Origin of the sequence: Micromonospora sp. CMU55-4, from assembly GCF_011602315.1 — a bacterium.
Taxonomy (GTDB): Bacteria; Actinomycetota; Actinomycetes; order Mycobacteriales; family Micromonosporaceae; genus Micromonospora; species Micromonospora chalcea.
Genome location: NZ_JAAOLH010000001.1, coordinates 158,993 through 176,816, shown reverse-complemented (window position 1 = coordinate 176,816; position 17,824 = coordinate 158,993). Strand labels below are relative to the sequence as shown.

The following is a 17,824-nucleotide window of genomic DNA, read 5'->3' as shown; positions in this document are numbered from 1 at the left end:
CCGGCAGCCGGCGTCCGGCGTCCGCTTCGGTCGGGCATGGCCCGGCGGGCAGCGGGAATGCCCCGGCATGCGGTTGACCGGGGTGTCGCGGGACTCCGCCTGGACCGGGCTCTCCGTGAGCACCACCCTGCCCAATCCGAGCACCCGGCCGGGCCTGCGCCTGCCGGGCCGGGTGACGCTCAGCGCCGGCGGATCGGACGTACCGGTCCGGCACATCCGGCTCGGCCTGGTCACCCAGGTCGAACCGGAGGACCCGGAGGCGCCGCGCCGCCTGGTGCAGTTCCAGACGTGGACGATCGCGGGCCGGTTCGTGGTGCCGGCCGGACGACGGCGCGCCGTCGAGTTCGCCGTGCCGCTGCCGTGGGAGTCACCGGTGACCACGTACGGCGGGGTGCCGCTGCTGAGCCTGCGTACCGGGCTGCGTACCGAGGTGTCGGTGGACCCGGAGGTCGACCAGGGCGCGATGGTGCCGGTGCTGATCCACCCGCTGCCCTCCCAGGAGCACGTGCTCGCCGCGCTGGACACGCTCGGCTTCGCGATCCGGCAGGCCGGGCTGCGCGAGGGACGCCTGCCGGGGGTGGATCAGACGCTGCCGTTCCAGCAGTGGTACGGCTTCTGGGCCGCCCCGCTCTACGCCGGCCCGATGACCGAACTCGAAGTGATCATGCTGACCGACTCGGCCGGCATGGAGGTGCTGCTCTGGCTGGACCGGCGGCTCTCCCTGGCCGGGATCACCCACCAGAGCATCAGCCGGTTCCGGATCTGGCACGCCGGGGTCGACCAGCGGGACTGGGTGGCGACTGTGGACGGCTGGCTGCGGCACGCCATCGACCGGCACGCGGCCGCGGCGGCGCACGCCGACTGGTCGGCCACGATCCGCGAGTCGGCGCACGTCAGCCGCCCGCCCGACCGGCCGGTCGCGCCCGGCTACGGGCTCGGCGGCACGGCCGGCGGCGCGGGCATCGGCGGCGGTGGCGGTGGGGGCGACGGCACGTGATCTTGTTAAGAAGGGGCCCTTCCTCTACCGGAGGCGTTAAGAAGGGGCCCTTCCTTACACCTCAGCCGGCGGCGAGCTTGAGGCTGAAGCCGAGGAACAGCATCGCCACCGCCGTGGTCCCGGTCGCGGCCAGCCGACGGCGCTGCCGGAACTGGGCCGCCAGGAACGTGCCGGTGAAGATCAGCGCGGTCAGGTAGAGCGCGCTGGCGACCTGCGCGATCAGCCCGAGCAGCAGGAACGACAGCGCCGGCCAGGCGTACCCGGGGTCGACGAACTGAATGAAGAACGAGACGAAGAACAGGATCGCCTTCGGGTTGAGCAGGCTGATCACCAGCGCCCGCCGGAACGGCTCCTGCGGCCCGGCCGGCTCGACCTCGTCGATCAGGCGCGGCGTGGCCGGGTCGTTGCGGTCGCGCCAGCGCCGCCACGCGCCGCGCAGCATGGCCAGCCCCAACCACCCGAGGTACGCCGCGCCGGCGTACTTGATCACCAGGTAGAGCGGCGGGTACGCCTGGAGCAGCGAGGCCACCCCGGCGGCGGAGAGGAACATCAGCACCGCGTCGCCGACGAACACCCCGGCCGCGGCCCGGTAACCGGTGGCCACGCCCCGGCGGGCGGCGGTGGCCAGCACGAAGAGCGAGTTCGGTCCGGGCAGCAGCACGATCGCCACGGTGCCCAGCACGTACGTCCAGATGTCGGTGATCCCCAGCACGCCGGACATCATGACGCCACGGGGGCCGCCGCGCGAAGACGTTCCCGCAGGCTGGCCTGTGCGCTCGGCCACTCCTGCGCGAGCATGGAGTACTGCACGGTGTCCCGCCAGGAGCCGTCGGCGCGCTGCTTGTGCTGCCGCAGCACGCCCTCCCGGCTCGCGCCGAGCCGTTCGATGGCCCGCTGGGAGCGCTCGTTGCGGATGTCGGTGTGCCAGACCACGCGCACCGCGTCCAGCTCGTCGAAGGCCCGGCCCAGCAGCAGCAGCTTCGCCTCGGTGTTGACGCCGGTACGCCACCAGGGGCGGCCCAGCCAGGTGTAGCCGATCGCCAGCGACCGGCGTACCGGGTCGATCTCGTAGTACGAGGTGGTGCCGATGACCGCGCCGGTGGTGGCGCAGCGCTGCGCCCAGCACACCTGCTCGCCGCGCTCCTGCGCGTCCAGGTAGCCGCCGATCACCCGGCGCATCTCGTCGGCGTCGGCCGGCCGCGTACCGCCCAGGTGCTGCCACACCTGCGGGTCGTCGGTGGCGGCGTGCAGCTCGTCGGCGTGGGCGAGGTCGAGCGGCTCCAGCACCACGTGCTCGCCGCGCAGCACCGCCGGCTCGTGCCACGGCGAGCGGGCCGCCCGCAGGTACGCCGGCACCGGCGCGCTCACCCCGGGGGCGGGCTCGGGGCGGCCCGGCGTGAGCCGCAGCGGCACCACACCGGCCCAGTACGGCAGCGCCTCGTCGGCCGGGTCGTCGTTCACTCCGCCGGTGCGCACCCGTACCGACACTTCCCGCAGCGGCAGCGCCAGCACCGCGGTCTCGGCCAGCTCGCGCCGGTTCGGCGGGCGGCTCTCGGCGGAGCGCCCGGTGGCCACCTTCTCGATCAGCGCGGTCATCACCGCCGCCTTCTCGTCCGTGTCCTCGACCAGCCGGGCGGTGCCGTGCGCCACCACGGACCGGTAGTTGGCGCTGTGGTGGAACTGCGACCGCGCGTAGACCAGCCCGTCGAGGTGGGTGACGGCGACGCAGACCGGCAGCCCGGCCTCGCCCCGGGCGGCCAGCAGTGGCCGGCTGCCGGTGGAGCCGTGCAGGTAGAGCGTGTCGCCGACGCGCACGTGCAGGGTCGGCAGGACGCGCGGCTCGCCGTCGACGGTGAACGACAGCGCGCAGTGGTACGCCTCGTCGAGCAGCGCGTGCGCGGTGGCCGCGTCGTAGCGCATCCGGTCGCGGACGCGGCTGGCCGTGGTGCGGGGGGTCGGAGGGTACATGTGACATCCCACCTTTGTTCTAGTACAATTCCAAAACTGTGGCAGCACATTATCAGGTCACCGGCTCGACCTCCGCCGCGATTTCGGCCAGCGTCGAATCGGGCATCCGCAGCGGCGCGCTCGCCCCGGGCGACGCCCTGCCCGCCGTCCGGGCGCTCGCCGCCGACCTCGGCGTCAGTCCGGCCACCGTCGCGAAGGCGTACCAGGAACTGCGGCAACGTGGCCTGGTCGCGACCGCCGGCCGGCACGGCACCCGGGTCCGCCCCCGCCCACCGGTGGGCACCCGCCGCGCCGCGCTGCTGCCCCCGCCGCTGCCCGGCGGTCGCGACGTCTCCGCTGGCCAGCCCGACCCCCGGCTGCTGCCCCCGCTCGGGCCGCACCTCGCCGCGCTCGCCGCCGACATCGGACCCCCCGGCGGGTACGCGACCGACGCCGTGCTGCCCGACCTGGCCGCCCTGGCGAGGGACCGGCTCGCCGCGGACGGGGTGCCGCCCGGCGAGCTCACAGTCACCGGAGGCGCGCTCGACGGCATCGAACGGCTGCTCGCCGCCCACCTGCGCCCCGGCGACGCGGTGGCGGTGGAGGACCCGGGCTGGGCCAACCTGCTCGACCTGATCGCCGCGCTCGGGCTGCGTACCGTCGGGGTGCCGGTGGACGACGACGGCCCCACAGTCGGCGGGGTCCGCGCGGCGCTGGCCGCCGGGGTCCGGGCGCTCGTCGTGACCAGCCGGGCGCAGAACCCGACCGGCGCGGCCGTCTCCACCGACCGGGCCGACGCGCTGCGGACGCTGCTGGACGGCCGCGCCGACCTGCTGCTGATCGAGGACGACCACGCCGCCGAGCTGGCCCGCGTACCCCTGAGCCCGCTCGCCGGGGCGACACCGGCGTGGGCGTTCGTCCGGTCGGTGAGCAAGCCCTACGGGCCCGACCTGCGGCTCGCGGTGCTGGCCGGCGACGAGGCCACAGTGGCCCGGGTGGCCGGCCGGGCGCGGGTCGGCGCCGGCTGGGTGTCCACGGTGCTGCAACGGCTGGTCGTGTCGCTCTGGCGCGACCCGGCCACCGCCGGGCTGGTACGGCGCGCGGCGGACAGCTACGACCGGCGGCGCGACGGGCTGGTGGCCGCGCTTGCCGCGCGCGGGGTGGCCGCGCACGGGCGTACCGGGATCAACGTCTGGGTGCCGGTGCCCGACGAGACGGTGACGGTCACGACGCTGCGCGACGCCGGATGGGCCGTGGCGCCCGGCGGCCTGTACCGGATCGCCGCCGCGCCCGCCGTGCGCGTCTCGGTGAGCGCGCTGGACGAGGCCGACATCCCCGCGCTCGCCGACGCGCTCACCGCCGGAAGGAAGGGCCCCTTCTTAACGCATTCGGTATAGGAAGGGCCCCTTCTTAACACCTCCGGGCGAGCGCGGCGGGCCACTCGCGTGCGCGCCGCCGGACGGGGTAGAACGATCGGCATGGCCGAGACCGAGAGCGCACCCGGAGCGCAGGAGTTCATCCCGCCGTCGGCGGACACCATCGACGAACTGCGCGCCGCGGCGGGCGACTGCCGGGGCTGCGAGCTGTACCGGGACGCCACCCAGACCGTCTTCGGCCGCGGCGACGAGCACGCGCGCGTGGTCTTCGTCGGCGAACAGCCGGGCGACATCGAGGACCAGAAGGGCCTGCCGTTCGTCGGCCCGGCCGGGCGTCTGCTGCGCAAGGCCGTCGACGACGCGGCGCTCGACCCCGCCCAGATCTACCTCACAAACGCGGTGAAGCACTTCCGGTTCGAGCTGCGCGGCAAGCGGCGCATCCACCAGACCCCGGACCGGGTGCACGTCACCGCCTGCCGGCCCTGGCTGGTCGCCGAGTTCGCCCGGCTGCGCCCGGAGATCGTGGTGGTGCTCGGCGCCACCGCCGCCAAGGCGCTGCTCGGCCCGAGCTTCCGGGTGACGAAGCAACGCGGCGAGCTGCTGCCCTGGCCCGCCGCCGCCCAGCGCCCGGAGGACTTCGAACGGGTGCCGGTGGACCGGACGGGCGCGGTCGCCGACGCCCCGGCGGCCCGGCTGCTCGCCACCATCCACCCGTCGGCGGTGCTGCGCGCCGACAACCAGGACGTCGCGTACGAGGGCCTGGTCGCCGACCTGAAGGTGGCCGCCAAGGCGCTGCGCTGAGTCAGGCGCGCTGCTGCCAGGTGCACAGGCACACCCGGTTGCCGTCCGGGTCGGCCAGCACCCAGAAGCTCGGCGCCTCCGCGTCGCTGACCAGCGTCCCGCCTGCCGCCAGCGCGGCGGCGATGCGCGCGTCCACCTCGGCCGGGTCGACCCACACGTCCGGATGCCACCGCTGCCGGGGCTCGTCCCGGCCGGAGCGCTGGAACCAGACCGTGGGCAGCACGCCGTCCGGGTCGCGTACCTCGTCGGCGCCCGGGCCGGGCGGCGCGCCAGGCGCCAGCACCGCCCGCCAGAACGGCAGCACCGCCGCGTGCTCCGGGGTGTCCAGCGCGAGCTCCAGCCGGGCCAGCCCGGCGGCCGAGAGGGTCAGCCCGGAGTCCGCGGCGAGCCCCGAGACGAACCGGGCCAGCCGCAGGTCACGCTGCGTCACCCCGCCCGCGTCGTGCGACCAGAGCCGCACGTCCACGTGGGTGTAGCGCAGGTCCAGATCGGGATGATGATCGACCCGCTCGGCCTCCGCGCCCACCGCGGCCACCAGCGCCAGCCCGGCCGCGAAATCGGGGGTACGGATGCGCGTCTGCAACGCCCCCAGCAGGTACGTCCACCCGTCCAGCCCGGCCTCGGCCACCTGCTTCCCCGTGAGTGTGCCCATCCGGCCATCCTGGCCTGCGCTTCGCCCGGTCGCCACCCTCCATAGAGGATTGCCCAACGGTGCGTGTGGGTACGGCTCCGGCATGGCGGAACCCCGGCCTCGCGTGGAGCTTCTCCGGTTCGGCGCTCCCGGCCCCTACGTGACCTCCATGGCGTTCTCCGGAGCCGTGTGGCTGGCCATCCGGCTCTGGGAGCGGGACGGGTCCGTGCAGGTCGCGGTGGTCCGCGCCGGGCTGGGCGCGGTGATTTACGGGTTCATGTTCTTCGGGGTGAACTGGCTTCAGAAACCACGCGGCGCCGAGGCGGAGCGGGCCGCCGCCTGGGCGATCGCCGAGACCGCGCTGCGGCGGGGCGAACCGCCCGCCGACGAGGAGGGGCGTGCGGCGGTGGCGGACAACCTCGCCGCGATACGCCGGGGCGCGCTGTTCGGGGCGGCCGGTGGCGTCGTGTTGCTCGGCCCGCTGATCGTGCTCGCGCTCCGCATCGGGTGGGAAGCGACCGCTGCCGGGTTCGGGCTCGCCCTGGTCGTGGTGCTGGCGGTGGCCGTACGCACCGGCTGGCGGGAGCGCCGGCTGCGAGCGGCGCTCGTCTCTGTCCAGGGCGGGTGAGCGGTGCCAGACTTGCCGGCATGGAGCAGCATCTCTACGAACCCGTCCACGACGAGTTCCGTGACCTGTGCCGCCGGTTCCTGACCCGGGAGGCGGTGCCGCACCACGAGCGCTGGGAGGCCGACGGGATCGTCGACCGGGAGGTGTGGCGGGCCGCCGGCGCGGCCGGGCTGCTCGGCCCCGACGTCGACCCCGAGTACGGCGGCGGCGGGCAGCGCGACTTCCGGTTCAACGCGGTGCTCGACGAGGAGATCGTCGCGTCCGGGTGCTCGGGCCTCGGGTTCGGGCTGCACAACGACGTGGTCGCGCCGTACCTGACCGAGCTGACCACCGACGACCAGCGCAAGCGCTGGCTGCCGGGCTTCTGCTCCGGCGACCTGGTCACCGCGATCGCGATGAGCGAGCCGGGCGCGGGCAGCGACCTGGCCGGCATCCGCACCGGCGCGGTGCGCGACGGCGACAGCCTGGTCCTCAACGGGCAGAAGACTTTCATCACAAACGGTGAGATGGCCGACCTGGTGGTCGTGGTGGTCAAGACCGCGCCGGACCAGGGTGCCCACGGGGTGAGCCTGGTCGTGGTGGAGAGCGGCACGCCGGGTTTCAGCCGGGGCCGCCGGCTGGCCAAGGTCGGCCTGAAGGCCAACGACACCGCCGAGCTGTTCTTCGACGACTGCCGGGTGCCGGCGGAGAACCTGATCGGCACCGAGAACCACGGCTTCTACCACCTGATGGCCAACCTGCCCCGGGAGCGGCTGAGCATCGCCGTCGCCGCGGTGGCGGCCTGCGAGAAGCTGCTCGCGCTCACCATCGAGTACGCCCGCTCCCGGGAGGCGTTCGGGCGGCCGATCGGCCGGTTCCAGCACAACCGGTTCCTGCTGGCCGAGCTGGACACCGAGGTCACCATCGCGCGCACGTTCGTCAACCACTGCGTCGCCGAGTTCAACGCGGGCCGCCTGTCGGTGACCGACGCGGCGAAGGCCAAGTGGTGGACCACCGAGCTGCAGACCAAGGTGGCCGACCGGTGCGTGCAGGTGCACGGCGGCTACGGCTTCATGGCGGAGTACCCGGTGGCGAAGGCGTGGCTGGACAGCCGCGTGCAGACCATCTACGGCGGCACCACCGAGATCATGAAGGAGATCATCGGCCGGGGCCTCGGCCTGTAGCGAAACCGGGTGCCGGCCGGGCGGGCCGGTGCGGGAGGATGGGGCACCCGTCCCACCAGGAGCGCGCATGTCCACCGACCTGACCGCGCCGGCCCCGCCCCGGCCCGACGTCGCCGGCATCCAGCGGCGTACCGTCCGGCTGCTGTTCCTCACCCAGATCATCGGCGGCATCGGCGTCACCATCGGCATCTCGGTGGGCGCGCTGCTCGCCGCCCGGGTCGCCGGCACCGCCCTGGCCGGGCTCGCGCAGAGCGCCGGGGTGGTCGGCGCCGCGCTGCTCGCCGTCCCGGTCACCCGGCTCATGGCCGCGCGTGGCCGGCGACCGGGCCTGGTTCTCGCGTACGCGGTCGGCGCGGTCGGCGGCGTGCTGGTGGTGGTCGCCACCGTGACGCGCCTGGTGCCGCTGCTCTTCGTCGGCATGCTGCTGTTCGGCGGCGGCACGGCGGCCAACCTCCAGGCCCGCTACACGGCGGTGGACCTGGCCGAGCCGCAGCGCCGGGGGCGGCAGCTCTCGCTGGTCGTGTGGGCCACCACCATCGGCGCGGTGGCCGCGCCGAACTTCGCCGCGCTCGCCGACGAGACCACCCGGGGCTGGGGCCTGCCGGCGCTGTCCGGCCCGTTCGCGTTCAGCGCCGTCGCGTTCACGCTGACCGCCGTCGTACTCCTGGTCCTGCTGCGGCCGGACCCGCTGCTCACCGCGCGCCGGCTGGCGGCGGCCGAGCCGGCGCCGGGCGCCGCGCCGGCGGTCACCCGCCGCGGTGGCATGGTCGCCGCGTGGCGCACGGTACGCGGGCGGCCGGCCGCCCGCCTCGGCATCGCCGCTGTCGCGGTGGGGCACCTGGTGATGGTCGCTGTCATGTCGATGACCCCGGTGCACCTCGGCGAGTGGCATTCCGACGAGGACGTGCTGCCGGTGGTCGGCCTGGTGCTGAGCCTGCACATCGCCGGCATGTACGCGCTGTCGCCGGTGGTGGGATGGCTCACCGACCGGGTGGGCCGCCGGCCGGTGATCCTCGGTGGGGTGGCGCTGCTGCTGGCCGCGTGCGCGGTCTCCGGCACCGCCGGGCACCACACGGCATCGCTGTCGGTGGGGCTGACGCTGCTCGGGCTGGGCTGGTCGGGCACGATGGTGGCGGGCTCGACGCTGCTGTCGGAGTCGGTGCCGACCGCCGACCGGCCCGGTGTGCAGGGGCTGTCCGACCTGCTCATGGGGCTGGCCGGGGCGGGCGCCGCGGCGGCGAGCGGGTTCGTGATGCGGGCCGTGGGGTACCCGACGCTCACCCTGCTGGCGGCGATCGCCGTGGTGCCGCTGGTGGCGCTGGCGCTGCGCCGTCCCGGCCCGGCGCCACTCGACGAGGAGGACTGAACACGTGCGGCTGACCGACTTCTGGACGCGGCTGGAGGAGGCGTTCGGGCCCGGCTACGCGGCCAGCATCGCCCGGGACCAGGTGCTGTCCCAGCTCGGTGGGCGGACCATCGAGCAGGCGCTCGCGGCCGGTGAGCAAACGCACGTGGTATGGCGCGCCGTGGTCGCCGCGTACCCCGACCGGGTGCCCGCCCGACTACGCTGAGCAGCCTTTTCATCGATCCCGCGTGTCGCTTGCCCAGTCGTACACCTGTTCGGCTATTGTCCACAGCGGGGTGCTCGTCCACAGCTCACGGCCCGTCGGCTGGTTTTCTGTCGGACCCAGCGCCTAGCGTGTCCCGCGTGACGCGAAGCTCAGGAAAGACGCCGGCGAAGGCAGGGGTGGCAACGATGGCAGCAGGGCCTGACCGGGAGAAGGCGCTCGACCTTGCTCTCGCTCAGATCGACAAGCAGTTCGGCAAGGGTTCGGTGATGAGGCTGGGGGAGCGGCCCGTCGTGCAGACGGCTGTCATCCCGACCGGCTCCATCGCGCTCGACGTGGCGCTCGGCGTGGGCGGTCTGCCGCGCGGCCGGGTGGTCGAGATCTACGGTCCGGAGTCCAGCGGTAAGACCACAGTCGCGCTGCACGCGGTCGCGAACGCCCAGCGGGCCGGCGGCATCGCCGCGTTCATCGACGCGGAGCACGCGCTCGACCCGGAGTACGCGCGGGCCCTCGGCGTCGACACCGACGCCCTGCTGGTCTCCCAGCCGGACACCGGCGAGCAGGCGCTGGAGATCGCCGACATGCTGGTCCGCTCCGGCGCGATCGACATCATCGTGATCGACTCGGTGGCGGCCCTGGTGCCGCGCGCCGAGATCGAGGGCGAGATGGGCGACAGCCACGTCGGCCTCCAGGCCCGGCTGATGAGCCAGGCGCTGCGGAAGATCACCGGTGTGCTCAACAACACCGGCACCACCGCGATCTTCATCAACCAGCTCCGCGAGAAGATCGGCGTGATGTTCGGCAGCCCGGAGACCACCACCGGTGGTCGGGCGCTGAAGTTCTACGCCTCGGTCCGGCTCGACGTGCGCCGCATCGAGAGCCTCAAGGACGGCACCGACGTGGTCGGTAACCGCACCCGGGTCAAGGTCGTGAAGAACAAGGTCGCCGCGCCGTTCAAGCAGGCCGAGTTCGACATCATGTACGGCAAGGGCATCTCCCGCGAGGGCTCGCTGATCGACGTCGGCGTGGAGCAGGCGATCATCCGCAAGTCCGGCGCCTGGTACACCTACGACGGTGACCAGCTGGGCCAGGGCAAGGAGAAGGCCCGCGAGTTCCTCCGCGAGAACCCGGACGTGGCGGCCGAGATCGAGAAGAAGATCCTGGAGAAGCTCGGCGTCGGCACCGGTGGTGCCGGTGACGCCGCCGGTGGCCCGGAACTGCCGCCGGTCGACTTCTGATCCGCTGACCCGTGGCAGGACGACGCGCCCGTACGGGCCGGGGCTGGGATGCCAGTCCTCCCCGTACGGGCGACGCCACAGGTACGCCCCGGCCCCGCCGGGGACGCCGTGATCGCGCGGCGGAGTCCGACGCAGGGGAAGCTCCGGCTCCGCCGCGCGACGAGGCCGAGCTGGCCCGGGAGATCTGCCTTCGGCAGCTCGCGGTGCGCCCGCGCACCCGGGCCGAGCTGGCCGGCGCGCTGGCCCGGCGCGGCATCTCCGAGGAGATCGCCGAGCAGGTCCTCGACCGGTACGACGAGGTGGGCATCGTCGACGACGCGGCCTTCGCCCGTGCCTGGGTGAGCAGCCGGCATACCGGCCGCGGGTTGGCCCGCCGGGCGCTCGCCAACGAGCTGCGCCAGCGCGGCGTCGACGGCGAGGTGGCCGGCGCTGCCCTGGACGACCTGGACGAGGAGACCGAGGCGGAGACCGCCCGTGCCCTGGTGGACCGCAAACTGCGCAGCACCCGGGGTGAGCCGGACGCGGTGTTCCGGCGTCTGGTCGGCATGCTGGCGCGCAAGGGCTATCCGGCCGGGGTGGCGATCCGGGCGGTGAAGGACGCGCTGGCCGCGCAGAGTGCCGAGGCGGCCGAGTTCGCCGAGCACATCGACGCCGACGCGATGGCCGACGCCGAGCACGATCTCGACTCCCGCCGGCTCGACTGACCGACCGCCGACCGGCCGTCGACTGACCGACTGACCGACCGACCGGCGGTCGGTGTCGCGGCCGCCGTCCCGAGGGGAGGCGCACACCGTGCTGAAGGCGTGTCTCAACGGCACCCGGCGGCGGGACGAGCACCCCGCCGTGCCGCTCACCCCGGCCGAACTGGCCGCCGACGCGGTGCGCTGCGCGGCCGCCGGGGTGGCGGCGGTGCACGTGCACCCGCGCGACGACGCCGGAGCCGAGTCGCTCGACCCGGCGGTGATCGCCGCTGCGGTCACCGCCATCCGGGCTTCCCGTCCCGGCCTGCCGGTGGGCGTGAGCACCGGCGCCTGGATCGTCCCGGACCCGGCCGAGCGGGTCGCCGCCGTCCGCGCCTGGACGGTGCTGCCCGACTTCGCCTCGGTCAACGCCCACGAACCCGGGGCGGCCCAGGTCGCCGCCGCCCTGCACGAGCGTGGCGTGATGGTCGAGGCCGGCCTGTAGACGCCGGCGGCGGTCGACGCCTGGGGCCGCTGGTCCGCGCCCACCGGGCGGATCCTGGTCGAGTGCATGGCCGAGCAGGTCGAGACGGCGCTCGCCGACGCGGCGGCGATCCTCGCCGCGCTGCCCAACCAGCGCCCGCCGGTGCTGCTGCACGGCGAGGGGCCCGCCACCTGGCCGGTCTACGCCGAGGCGGTCCGCCGGGGTCTGCACACCCGGATCGGCCTGGAGGACACGCTGCTGCTGCCCGACGGCACCCAGGCCCGCGACAACGCCACCCTGGTAACCACAGCCCGCACCCTCGCCCCCCACTGACCCACCCACTGACCCACCCACCCCGACCGCCCCTGCCCCGTTGATCATGAAGTTGACGGCACTTCCCGTCCGTTTTGTCCAGGCCAACTTCATGATCGCGCCCGTCAACCTCATGATCGTGCGGGGGAGTGGTGCGCGGCGTCGATGGGGGAGGTGGCCTGAGCAGGTCGGGAGCGGCGAGGGGCGGTGTCGGACGGCGAGGTTTGTCCGGGCCTGTCCGGCATCTGATCACCACTGAGTGACGCTGCAACTTCTCTCCGTCCGGGTGGTTTGATCATGACTTCTTGACCGAACGGCCCCTCGCGACCTAGCCTCGCCATACAGGCTCACTTTGCCCGACCAGCGCAGGCTAAGCGCACAACATAGATCTCGTAACAGAACAGCATCACTTTGGCCAGCTACACCGGCCCTTGACGGAAGCTCCGGAACCTTTCGGGGCCTCCGACAACTGCAACCGGCCGCCAGCGGTGCCCCTCGCGGGTCACCGCCGACGGAAAGCTGCCCAGAACCAGCCGCTCCGGTCGGGCGTACAGAGCCGCAGGCGCGTGTCCTTCGCGCGTGTCCTGCGGCGCCGACGTTCAGGGGGAGGCGGCCATGGCGGGGCGGCACAGGTTCACCGGCGGTCTGCCACACGGCCCCGACCCCGCATCGGCGGGCGACAGCCCGGCCACCGGGTATCGACGAGCCGGCAACGCCGGCCGGGCCGGCGGAGCGGTTCGATGAGCGCCTTCGACATCGTTCTCCTCGTGGTGGTGCTGCTGCTCGTCGTGGTGGTGGTCGGCGCCGTGCTGTTCGGCGTGCGTACCCTCAAGCGGCTCAGCCTGGCGCCCGCGCCGGAGGATCCGGCCTTCATCGCGGAGAAGGACCGGCAGGAGCAGTCCCTCGCGGCGCTGCGTACGGCCGCCAGCGAGGCGAACAGCACCATCGACGTGGCGAAGTCAGCGGCCGCGGCGGCGCGTGCCGAGGCGGCCGCCGCGAAGGCCGAGGCGAAGGCGGCCCGGGCCGAGGCGCGGCGGGTGCTCGACGACGCCCGCGCCGAGGCGGACACCGTGCTGGAGCGCGCGCACAAGCAGGCCGAGGCGGACGCCGAGCAGTTGCGCGCCACCGCGCGGCGCAGCGGCGAGCGTGAGGTGGCGGTGCTGGCCGCCACCACCCGGGAGCAGGCGGCCGAGGTGGAACGCCGGGCCGCCCGGATGGACGAGCGGGAACGGCTGCACACCGAGGAGGTGGAGCGGCTGGCCGAGCGGGAACGGCAGCTCACCGCTGCCACCGCGGCGCTCGCCGCCCGGGAGGCCGCCCTGGCCGAGCGGGAGCGGACGCTGACCGAGGTGGAGGAGCAGCGCCGCCGGGAGCTGGAGCGGGTGGCCGGCCTGACCGCCGACGCGGCCCGCGCCGAGCTTGTCGAGTCGATCGAGGGGCAGGCGAAGCGGGAGGCCGCGCTGCTGGTCCGGGAGATCGAGGCGGACGCGCGGGGTAGCGCCGAGCAGCGCGCCCGCAACATCGTGGTGGACGCCATCCAGCGGGTCGCCAGCGAGCAGACCGCGGAGAGCGTGGTCAGCGTGCTGCACCTGCCCGGTGACGAGATGAAGGGGCGCATCATCGGCCGGGAGGGGCGCAACATCCGCGCCTTCGAGTCGGTCACCGGCGTCAACCTGATCATCGACGACACGCCCGAGGCGGTGCTGCTGTCCTGCTTCGACCCGGTACGCCGGGAGGTCGGCCGGGTCACGCTGGAGAAGCTGGTCCTGGACGGCCGGATCCACCCGCACCGGATCGAGGAGGTCTACGACCTGGCCCGGCAGGAGGTGGAGGAGCTGTGCCACCGGGCCGCCGAGGACGCGCTGGTCGAGGTCGGCATCACCGAGATCCACCCGGAACTGGTGACGCTGCTGGGCCGGTTGCGCTACCGGACGTCGTACGGGCAGAACGTGCTCAAGCACCTGGTGGAGACCGCGCACATCGCCGGCGTGATGGCGGCCGAGCTGCGGCTGGACGTGCCGACGATCAAGCGGTGCGCGTTCCTGCACGACATCGGCAAGGCGCTCACCCACGAGGTGGAGGGCAGCCACGCCATCATCGGCGCGGACGTGGCCCGCAAGTACGGCGAGAGCGAGGACGTGGTGCACGCCATCGAGGCGCACCACAACGAGGTGCCGCCGCAGACCATCGAGGCGGTGCTGACGCAGGCGTCGGACGCCTGCTCGGGCGGGCGGCCGGGCGCGCGGCGGGAGAGCCTCGAGGCGTACGTGAAGCGGCTGGAGCGGATCGAGGAGATCGCGGCCGGCAAGCTGGGCGTGGAGAAGGTCTTCGCCATGCAGGCGGGCCGGGAGATCCGGGTGATGGTCAAGCCGGACGACGTGGACGACATCGGCGCGGCGGTGCTGGCCCGGGACGTGGCCAAGCAGATCGAGGAGGAGCTGACCTATCCGGGTCAGATCCGGGTGACTGTGGTGCGCGAGTCCCGGGTCACCGAGATCGCCCGCTAGACCGGGGAACACGAAAGGGCTGGCCGTTCACGGCCAGCCCTTTCACGTGTGGCGGGTCAGACGCCGCCGGCACCCTCGGCCTGCGAGGTGAGCGCGGCCGGTGGCGGGGCCGGCGCCGGGGTGCCGGCGCTCTTGCGGCCCTGGGAGAGCCGGTGCTGGACGTACTGGGCCAGCTTCGACAGCGAGTAGTTGATGACGATGAACAGCACGGCGATCACCACGTACACCTGGATCGGGTTGCCCAGGACGCCGATGATCTGCTTGCCGATGTTGAGCGTCTCCTCGTAGCTGATGATGAAGCCCAGCGAGGTGTCCTTGAGCACCACCACGAGCTGGCTGATCAGCGCCGGGAGCATGATCCGGAAGGCCTGCGGCAGCAGGATCAGCCCGGTGGTCTGGAACGGGGAGAGCCCGATCGCCGAGGCCGCCTCGGCCTGCCCGGAGGGCAGGCCCTCCATGCCCGAGCGCAGGATCTCGGCGATGACCACGGAGTTGTAGATGGTCAGGCCGATGACGAGGTACCAGAGGTTGTCGAACGAGGCGCCGAACTCGGGGAAGCCGCGCGCCACGAAGAAGATGGTGATGACGACCGGCAGGCCGCGGAACACCTCGACGCAGACCCGGGTCACGGCGGCCAGCACCCAGCTCAGCCCGCGCAGCAGGTACGCCACAGGTGCGGCGGCTCCGGTGAAGCGCCGCCGGGTCAGGCTCTTGAGCTGGATCCGCAGGACGGCGAGCAGGGTGCCGACGACGAGCGACGAGACGATGGCCAGCGCGGCGGCGATCAGGGTGTTCTTGAGGCCGTACCCGATCCGGTCCCAGACGAGCGGGAAGTTCTCGTTCGAGGGGTCGACCAGCGGCCCCCACAGCTCCATCGAGAACTGGCCTTTGTCAGCAAGCGGCCGGTAGATGAACAGGTAGGCGCCGGCCAGCACCACCACGACGGCGACCAGGCTGCTGATGAGCGTGACGCGTCGCTGGCGCGGCCCGGGAACGTCGTAGAGGACGCTGGTCTGCTGGCTCATCGGGCCACCGCCTGTCGCTTCTCGATCCGGTCCAGCAGGGCGCCGAGCGGGACCGTCATGATCAGGTATCCGACGGAGATGCCGATCGCCACCGGAATGAAGGGGTAGCCGCCGGCGGAGGTGAGCTGATCGGCGGTCTGCGAGAGGTCACCGACCACGCCGAAGAAGCCGACGAGCGCGGAGTTCTTGATCATCGCGATGATGACCGAGCCGAGCGGCACCACCGAGGCCTTCCAGGACTGCGGGAGCACGACGTGCCGCAGGTTCTGGCCGAAGGTGAGGCCCAGCGAACGCGCCGCCTCGGCCTGCCCGGGCGGCACCGCGTTCACGCCGGAGCGCAGGGCCTCGCAGACGAACGCGGCGGTGTAGAGGACCAGCGCGATCAGGCCGAACCGGAAGTAGGGCAGGTCGGTGCCGAGCCGGCTGAAGATCGAATCCAGGCCCGGGATACGCAGGAAGTCGGCGTTGGAGCCCAGCGCCGGCAGGCCGAACGCGGCGAAGAACAGCACCACTGTCAGCGGCAGGTTACGGAAGATGTTCACGTACGTGGTGCCGACCGCGCGCAGCGGCGGCACCGGCGAGATTCGCAGCACCGCCACGACGGCGCCCAGGATCAGGGCGCCGATCGCGGCGAGAAAGCAGATCTGGAGGGTGAGCCAGAACCCGCCCGCGAAGACGTCGAACTTGTCGATGAGCACATTCACGGGTCGGTTTCCTCCCCACCCTCCGGATCTAGCGGATCAGTAGCGGTTGACGGCGGGCGGGTCGCCCAGGGTGGCGCCGAACTTGCCGGCGGTGTCGTCCCACGCCTTCTTCCAGCTGCCGTCCTGGAACGCCTTGTCGAGCGTGTCGTTGATGAAGTTACGGAAGTCGGTGTCCTCCTTCTTGACACCGATGCCGTAGGGCTCCTTGGTGAAGTTGTCGCCGGCCATCTTGAAGGACGCCTCGTCCTTGGCGATGTAGCCGAGCAGGATGACGTTGTCGGTGGTGACGGCGTCGACCTGCTTGCCCTTCAGGGCGTCGCGGCACTTGTCGTAGGTGTCGAAGAGCACCAGCTGCGTGCCGACGTCCTTGACGTACTTCTTGATCTCCTCGGCCGGGGTGGAGCCGGTGACCGAGCAGACCTTCTTGGTGCCGTCCTTGAACGAGTCGGGGCCGGTGATGGCCGCCTCGTCCTTGCGGACCATGATGTTCTGGCCGGCCTCGTAGTACGGCCCGGCGAAGGCGATGCGCTCCTTGCGCTTGTCGTTGATCGTGTAGGTGGCCGCGACCAGGTCGACGGTGCCGTTCACGATGACGTCCTCGCGGACCTTCGACGGCGTCTCGACGTACTCGATCTTGTCCTCGGGGATGCCGAGTGCCTTCACGATCAGCTTGGCGACCTCGACGTCGAAGCCCTCCGGCTTGCCCGACAGGCCCTTCTGGCCGAAGCCCGGCTGGTCGAACTTGGTGCCGACCTTGATCTTCTGGGCCTTGCTCAGCCGCTCCATGGTGCTGCCGGCCGCGAAGTCCTTGCTGCCGGCGCCGGTGCCCTCGTCGTCGCTGTCGCCACCGCAGGCGGACAGGCCGAGCGCCAGAGTCGCCGCCGCGGCAACCGCCGCCACGCGCTTGTAACGCATACTCAATCTCCTTCTTCGACGGAGCCGCCGGGACGACTCCAACTACGGACGCTCAGTGAGTGAGGATCTTGGAGAGGAAGTCCTTGGCCCGCTCGCTGCGCGGGTTCGCGAAGAACTCGGCCGGCGGCGCGTCCTCGACCAGTTGCCCGTCGGCCATGAAGACCACCCGGTTGGCGGCGTGCCGGGCGAAGCCCATCTCGTGGGTCACCACGACCATGGTCATGCCCTCGCTCGCCAGGGACGTCATCACGTCCAGCACCTCGCCGACCATCTCCGGGTCCAGCGCGCTGGTCGGCTCGTCGAAGAGCATCGCCTTGGGCTGCATGGCCAGCGCGCGGGCGATCGCCGCCCGCTGCTGCTGACCGCCGGAGAGCTGCGCCGGGTACTTGTCCGCCTGGTTGGCGATGCCGACGCGGTCGAGCAGCGCCAGGCCGCGCTCGCGGGCGGCGGCCGGCTTCTCCTTGCGCACCTTGACCGGCCCCAGCGTGACGTTCTCCAGGATGGTCTTGTGGGCGAAGAGGTTGAACGACTGGAAGACCATGCCGACCTCGCTGCGCAGCTTGGCCAGGGGCTTGCCCTCGGCCGGCAGCGGCTGCCCGTCGAACGTGATGGTGCCCTTGTCGATGGGCTCCAGCCGGTTGATCGTGCGGCACAGCGTCGACTTGCCGGAGCCGGACGGGCCGATCACCACGACCACCTCGCCCCGGCCGACGGAGAGGGACACGTCGTCGAGCACGTGCAGCGGCCCGAACCACTTGTTGACCCCGTCGAGCACGATCAGCGGGTCGCCCGTCGTCACGTCGTCCACCGTCCCTGTCGTCCATGCCGGAATTGGGGGTCGATCGACC

18 protein-coding genes and 1 pseudogene are annotated in these 17,824 nt (G+C 72.7%); 12 read left to right on the top strand and 7 right to left on the bottom strand.

All coding sequences use genetic code 11. From position 1 onward, the window contains the following. The first annotated feature begins 67 nt into the window (after positions 1 to 67). The gene (locus HA073_RS00815) at positions 68 to 997 is read left to right on the top strand and encodes a sporulation protein (protein WP_166455485.1); all 930 of its coding nucleotides are present in this window, start codon (positions 68 to 70) and stop codon (positions 995 to 997) included. A 61-nt stretch (positions 998 to 1,058) separates the two neighbouring features. Here HA073_RS00815 and leuE read toward each other — a convergent pair whose 3' ends face one another. Together leuE and HA073_RS00805 are read right to left on the bottom strand one after the other, a co-directional pair. Continuing rightward, the gene (gene leuE / locus HA073_RS00810; protein WP_043325749.1) at positions 1,059 to 1,721 is read right to left on the bottom strand and encodes a leucine efflux protein LeuE; all 663 of its coding nucleotides are present in this window, start codon (positions 1,719 to 1,721) and stop codon (positions 1,059 to 1,061) included. Further along, positions 1,718 to 2,965 (bottom strand): bifunctional pyridoxamine 5'-phosphate oxidase family protein/GNAT family N-acetyltransferase, encoded by a 1,248-nt coding sequence (locus HA073_RS00805; RefSeq protein WP_113971765.1) that lies wholly within the window; start codon positions 2,963 to 2,965, stop codon positions 1,718 to 1,720. The genes leuE and HA073_RS00805 overlap by 4 nt, the downstream gene beginning before the upstream one ends. Positions 2,966 to 3,003: 38 nt before the next feature. Here HA073_RS00805 and HA073_RS00800 point away from each other — a divergent pair, with 38 nt between their 5' ends. Both HA073_RS00800 and HA073_RS00795 read left to right on the top strand, forming a co-directional pair. Next, a complete protein-coding gene (locus tag HA073_RS00800) occupies positions 3,004 to 4,341 on the top strand; it encodes an aminotransferase class I/II-fold pyridoxal phosphate-dependent enzyme (protein WP_166455484.1) in 1,338 nt (445 codons plus the stop codon). Between the two features lie 81 nt (positions 4,342 to 4,422). Next, the gene (locus HA073_RS00795; protein WP_166455483.1) at positions 4,423 to 5,121 is read left to right on the top strand and encodes a UdgX family uracil-DNA binding protein; all 699 of its coding nucleotides are present in this window, start codon (positions 4,423 to 4,425) and stop codon (positions 5,119 to 5,121) included. Between the two features lies 1 nt (position 5,122). On the opposite strand, the gene HA073_RS00790 is transcribed toward HA073_RS00795, so the two are convergent. After that, the gene (locus HA073_RS00790; protein WP_166455482.1) at positions 5,123 to 5,773 is read right to left on the bottom strand and encodes a 4a-hydroxytetrahydrobiopterin dehydratase; all 651 of its coding nucleotides are present in this window, start codon (positions 5,771 to 5,773) and stop codon (positions 5,123 to 5,125) included. Positions 5,774 to 5,921: 148 nt separating this feature from the next. On the opposite strand from HA073_RS00790, the gene HA073_RS00785 reads away from it, so the two are divergent. The 9 genes and pseudogenes from HA073_RS00785 (at position 5,922) to rny (ending at position 14,332) form a co-directional block, all read left to right on the top strand. Then, positions 5,922 to 6,380 carry a hypothetical protein gene (locus tag HA073_RS00785; RefSeq protein ID WP_166455481.1) on the top strand — a complete coding sequence of 153 codons (459 nt, stop codon included), beginning with the start codon at positions 5,922 to 5,924 and terminating at the stop codon, positions 6,378 to 6,380. A 20-nt stretch (positions 6,381 to 6,400) separates the two neighbouring features. Continuing rightward, positions 6,401 to 7,543, top strand: a complete 1,143-nt coding sequence (locus tag HA073_RS00780; protein ID WP_166455480.1) for an acyl-CoA dehydrogenase family protein — start codon at positions 6,401 to 6,403, stop codon at positions 7,541 to 7,543. 67 nt (positions 7,544 to 7,610) lie between these two features. Further along, positions 7,611 to 8,923, top strand: a pseudogene (locus tag HA073_RS00775) (MFS transporter). Then, positions 8,914 to 9,114 carry a DUF3046 domain-containing protein gene (locus tag HA073_RS00770; protein WP_030504158.1) on the top strand — a complete coding sequence of 67 codons (201 nt, stop codon included), beginning with the start codon at positions 8,914 to 8,916 and terminating at the stop codon, positions 9,112 to 9,114. The pseudogene HA073_RS00775 and the gene HA073_RS00770 overlap by 10 nt, the downstream one beginning before the upstream one ends. Positions 9,115 to 9,299: 185 nt before the next feature. Further along, a complete protein-coding gene (gene recA, locus HA073_RS00765; RefSeq protein ID WP_013284729.1) occupies positions 9,300 to 10,349 on the top strand; it encodes a recombinase RecA in 1,050 nt (349 codons plus the stop codon). Positions 10,350 to 10,360: 11 nt separating this feature from the next. Continuing rightward, positions 10,361 to 11,053, top strand: coding sequence for a regulatory protein RecX (locus HA073_RS00760; protein WP_166455478.1), 693 nt, complete (start codon positions 10,361 to 10,363; stop codon positions 11,051 to 11,053). An 88-nt stretch (positions 11,054 to 11,141) separates the two neighbouring features. After that, complete coding sequence (locus HA073_RS30400; RefSeq protein WP_281604940.1) at positions 11,142 to 11,534, top strand: 3-keto-5-aminohexanoate cleavage protein; 393 nt, start codon at positions 11,142 to 11,144, stop codon at positions 11,532 to 11,534. A gap of 66 nt (positions 11,535 to 11,600) precedes the next feature. Beyond that, positions 11,601 to 11,846 carry a 3-keto-5-aminohexanoate cleavage protein gene (locus HA073_RS30395; protein ID WP_240925450.1) on the top strand — a complete coding sequence of 82 codons (246 nt, stop codon included), beginning with the start codon at positions 11,601 to 11,603 and terminating at the stop codon, positions 11,844 to 11,846. Positions 11,847 to 12,565: 719 nt separating this feature from the next. Continuing rightward, on the top strand, positions 12,566 to 14,332 hold the full coding sequence (rny, locus tag HA073_RS00750; RefSeq protein ID WP_030504155.1) for a ribonuclease Y: 1,767 nt from the start codon (positions 12,566 to 12,568) through the stop codon (positions 14,330 to 14,332). 56 nt (positions 14,333 to 14,388) lie between these two features. Here the strand turns inward: rny and HA073_RS00745 are convergent, their stop codons facing one another. Genes HA073_RS00745 through HA073_RS00730 form a run of 4 tightly spaced genes read right to left on the bottom strand, consistent with a single transcriptional unit; the run spans position 14,389 to position 17,784 of the window. Next, a complete protein-coding gene (locus HA073_RS00745; protein ID WP_166455477.1) occupies positions 14,389 to 15,357 on the bottom strand; it encodes an amino acid ABC transporter permease in 969 nt (322 codons plus the stop codon). Then, entirely contained in the window at positions 15,354 to 16,061 is a 708-nt protein-coding gene (locus HA073_RS00740; protein WP_043325733.1) for an amino acid ABC transporter permease, read from the bottom strand. Before HA073_RS00740 ends, HA073_RS00745 begins: the two co-directional genes overlap by 4 nt. Before the next feature lie 36 nt (positions 16,062 to 16,097). After that, on the bottom strand, positions 16,098 to 16,976 hold the full coding sequence (locus HA073_RS00735) for a glutamate ABC transporter substrate-binding protein (protein ID WP_043325728.1): 879 nt from the start codon (positions 16,974 to 16,976) through the stop codon (positions 16,098 to 16,100). 52 nt (positions 16,977 to 17,028) lie between these two features. Further along, positions 17,029 to 17,784 (bottom strand): amino acid ABC transporter ATP-binding protein, encoded by a 756-nt coding sequence (locus tag HA073_RS00730; RefSeq protein WP_030504151.1) that lies wholly within the window; start codon positions 17,782 to 17,784, stop codon positions 17,029 to 17,031. Between the last annotated feature and the right edge of the window lie 40 nt (positions 17,785 to 17,824).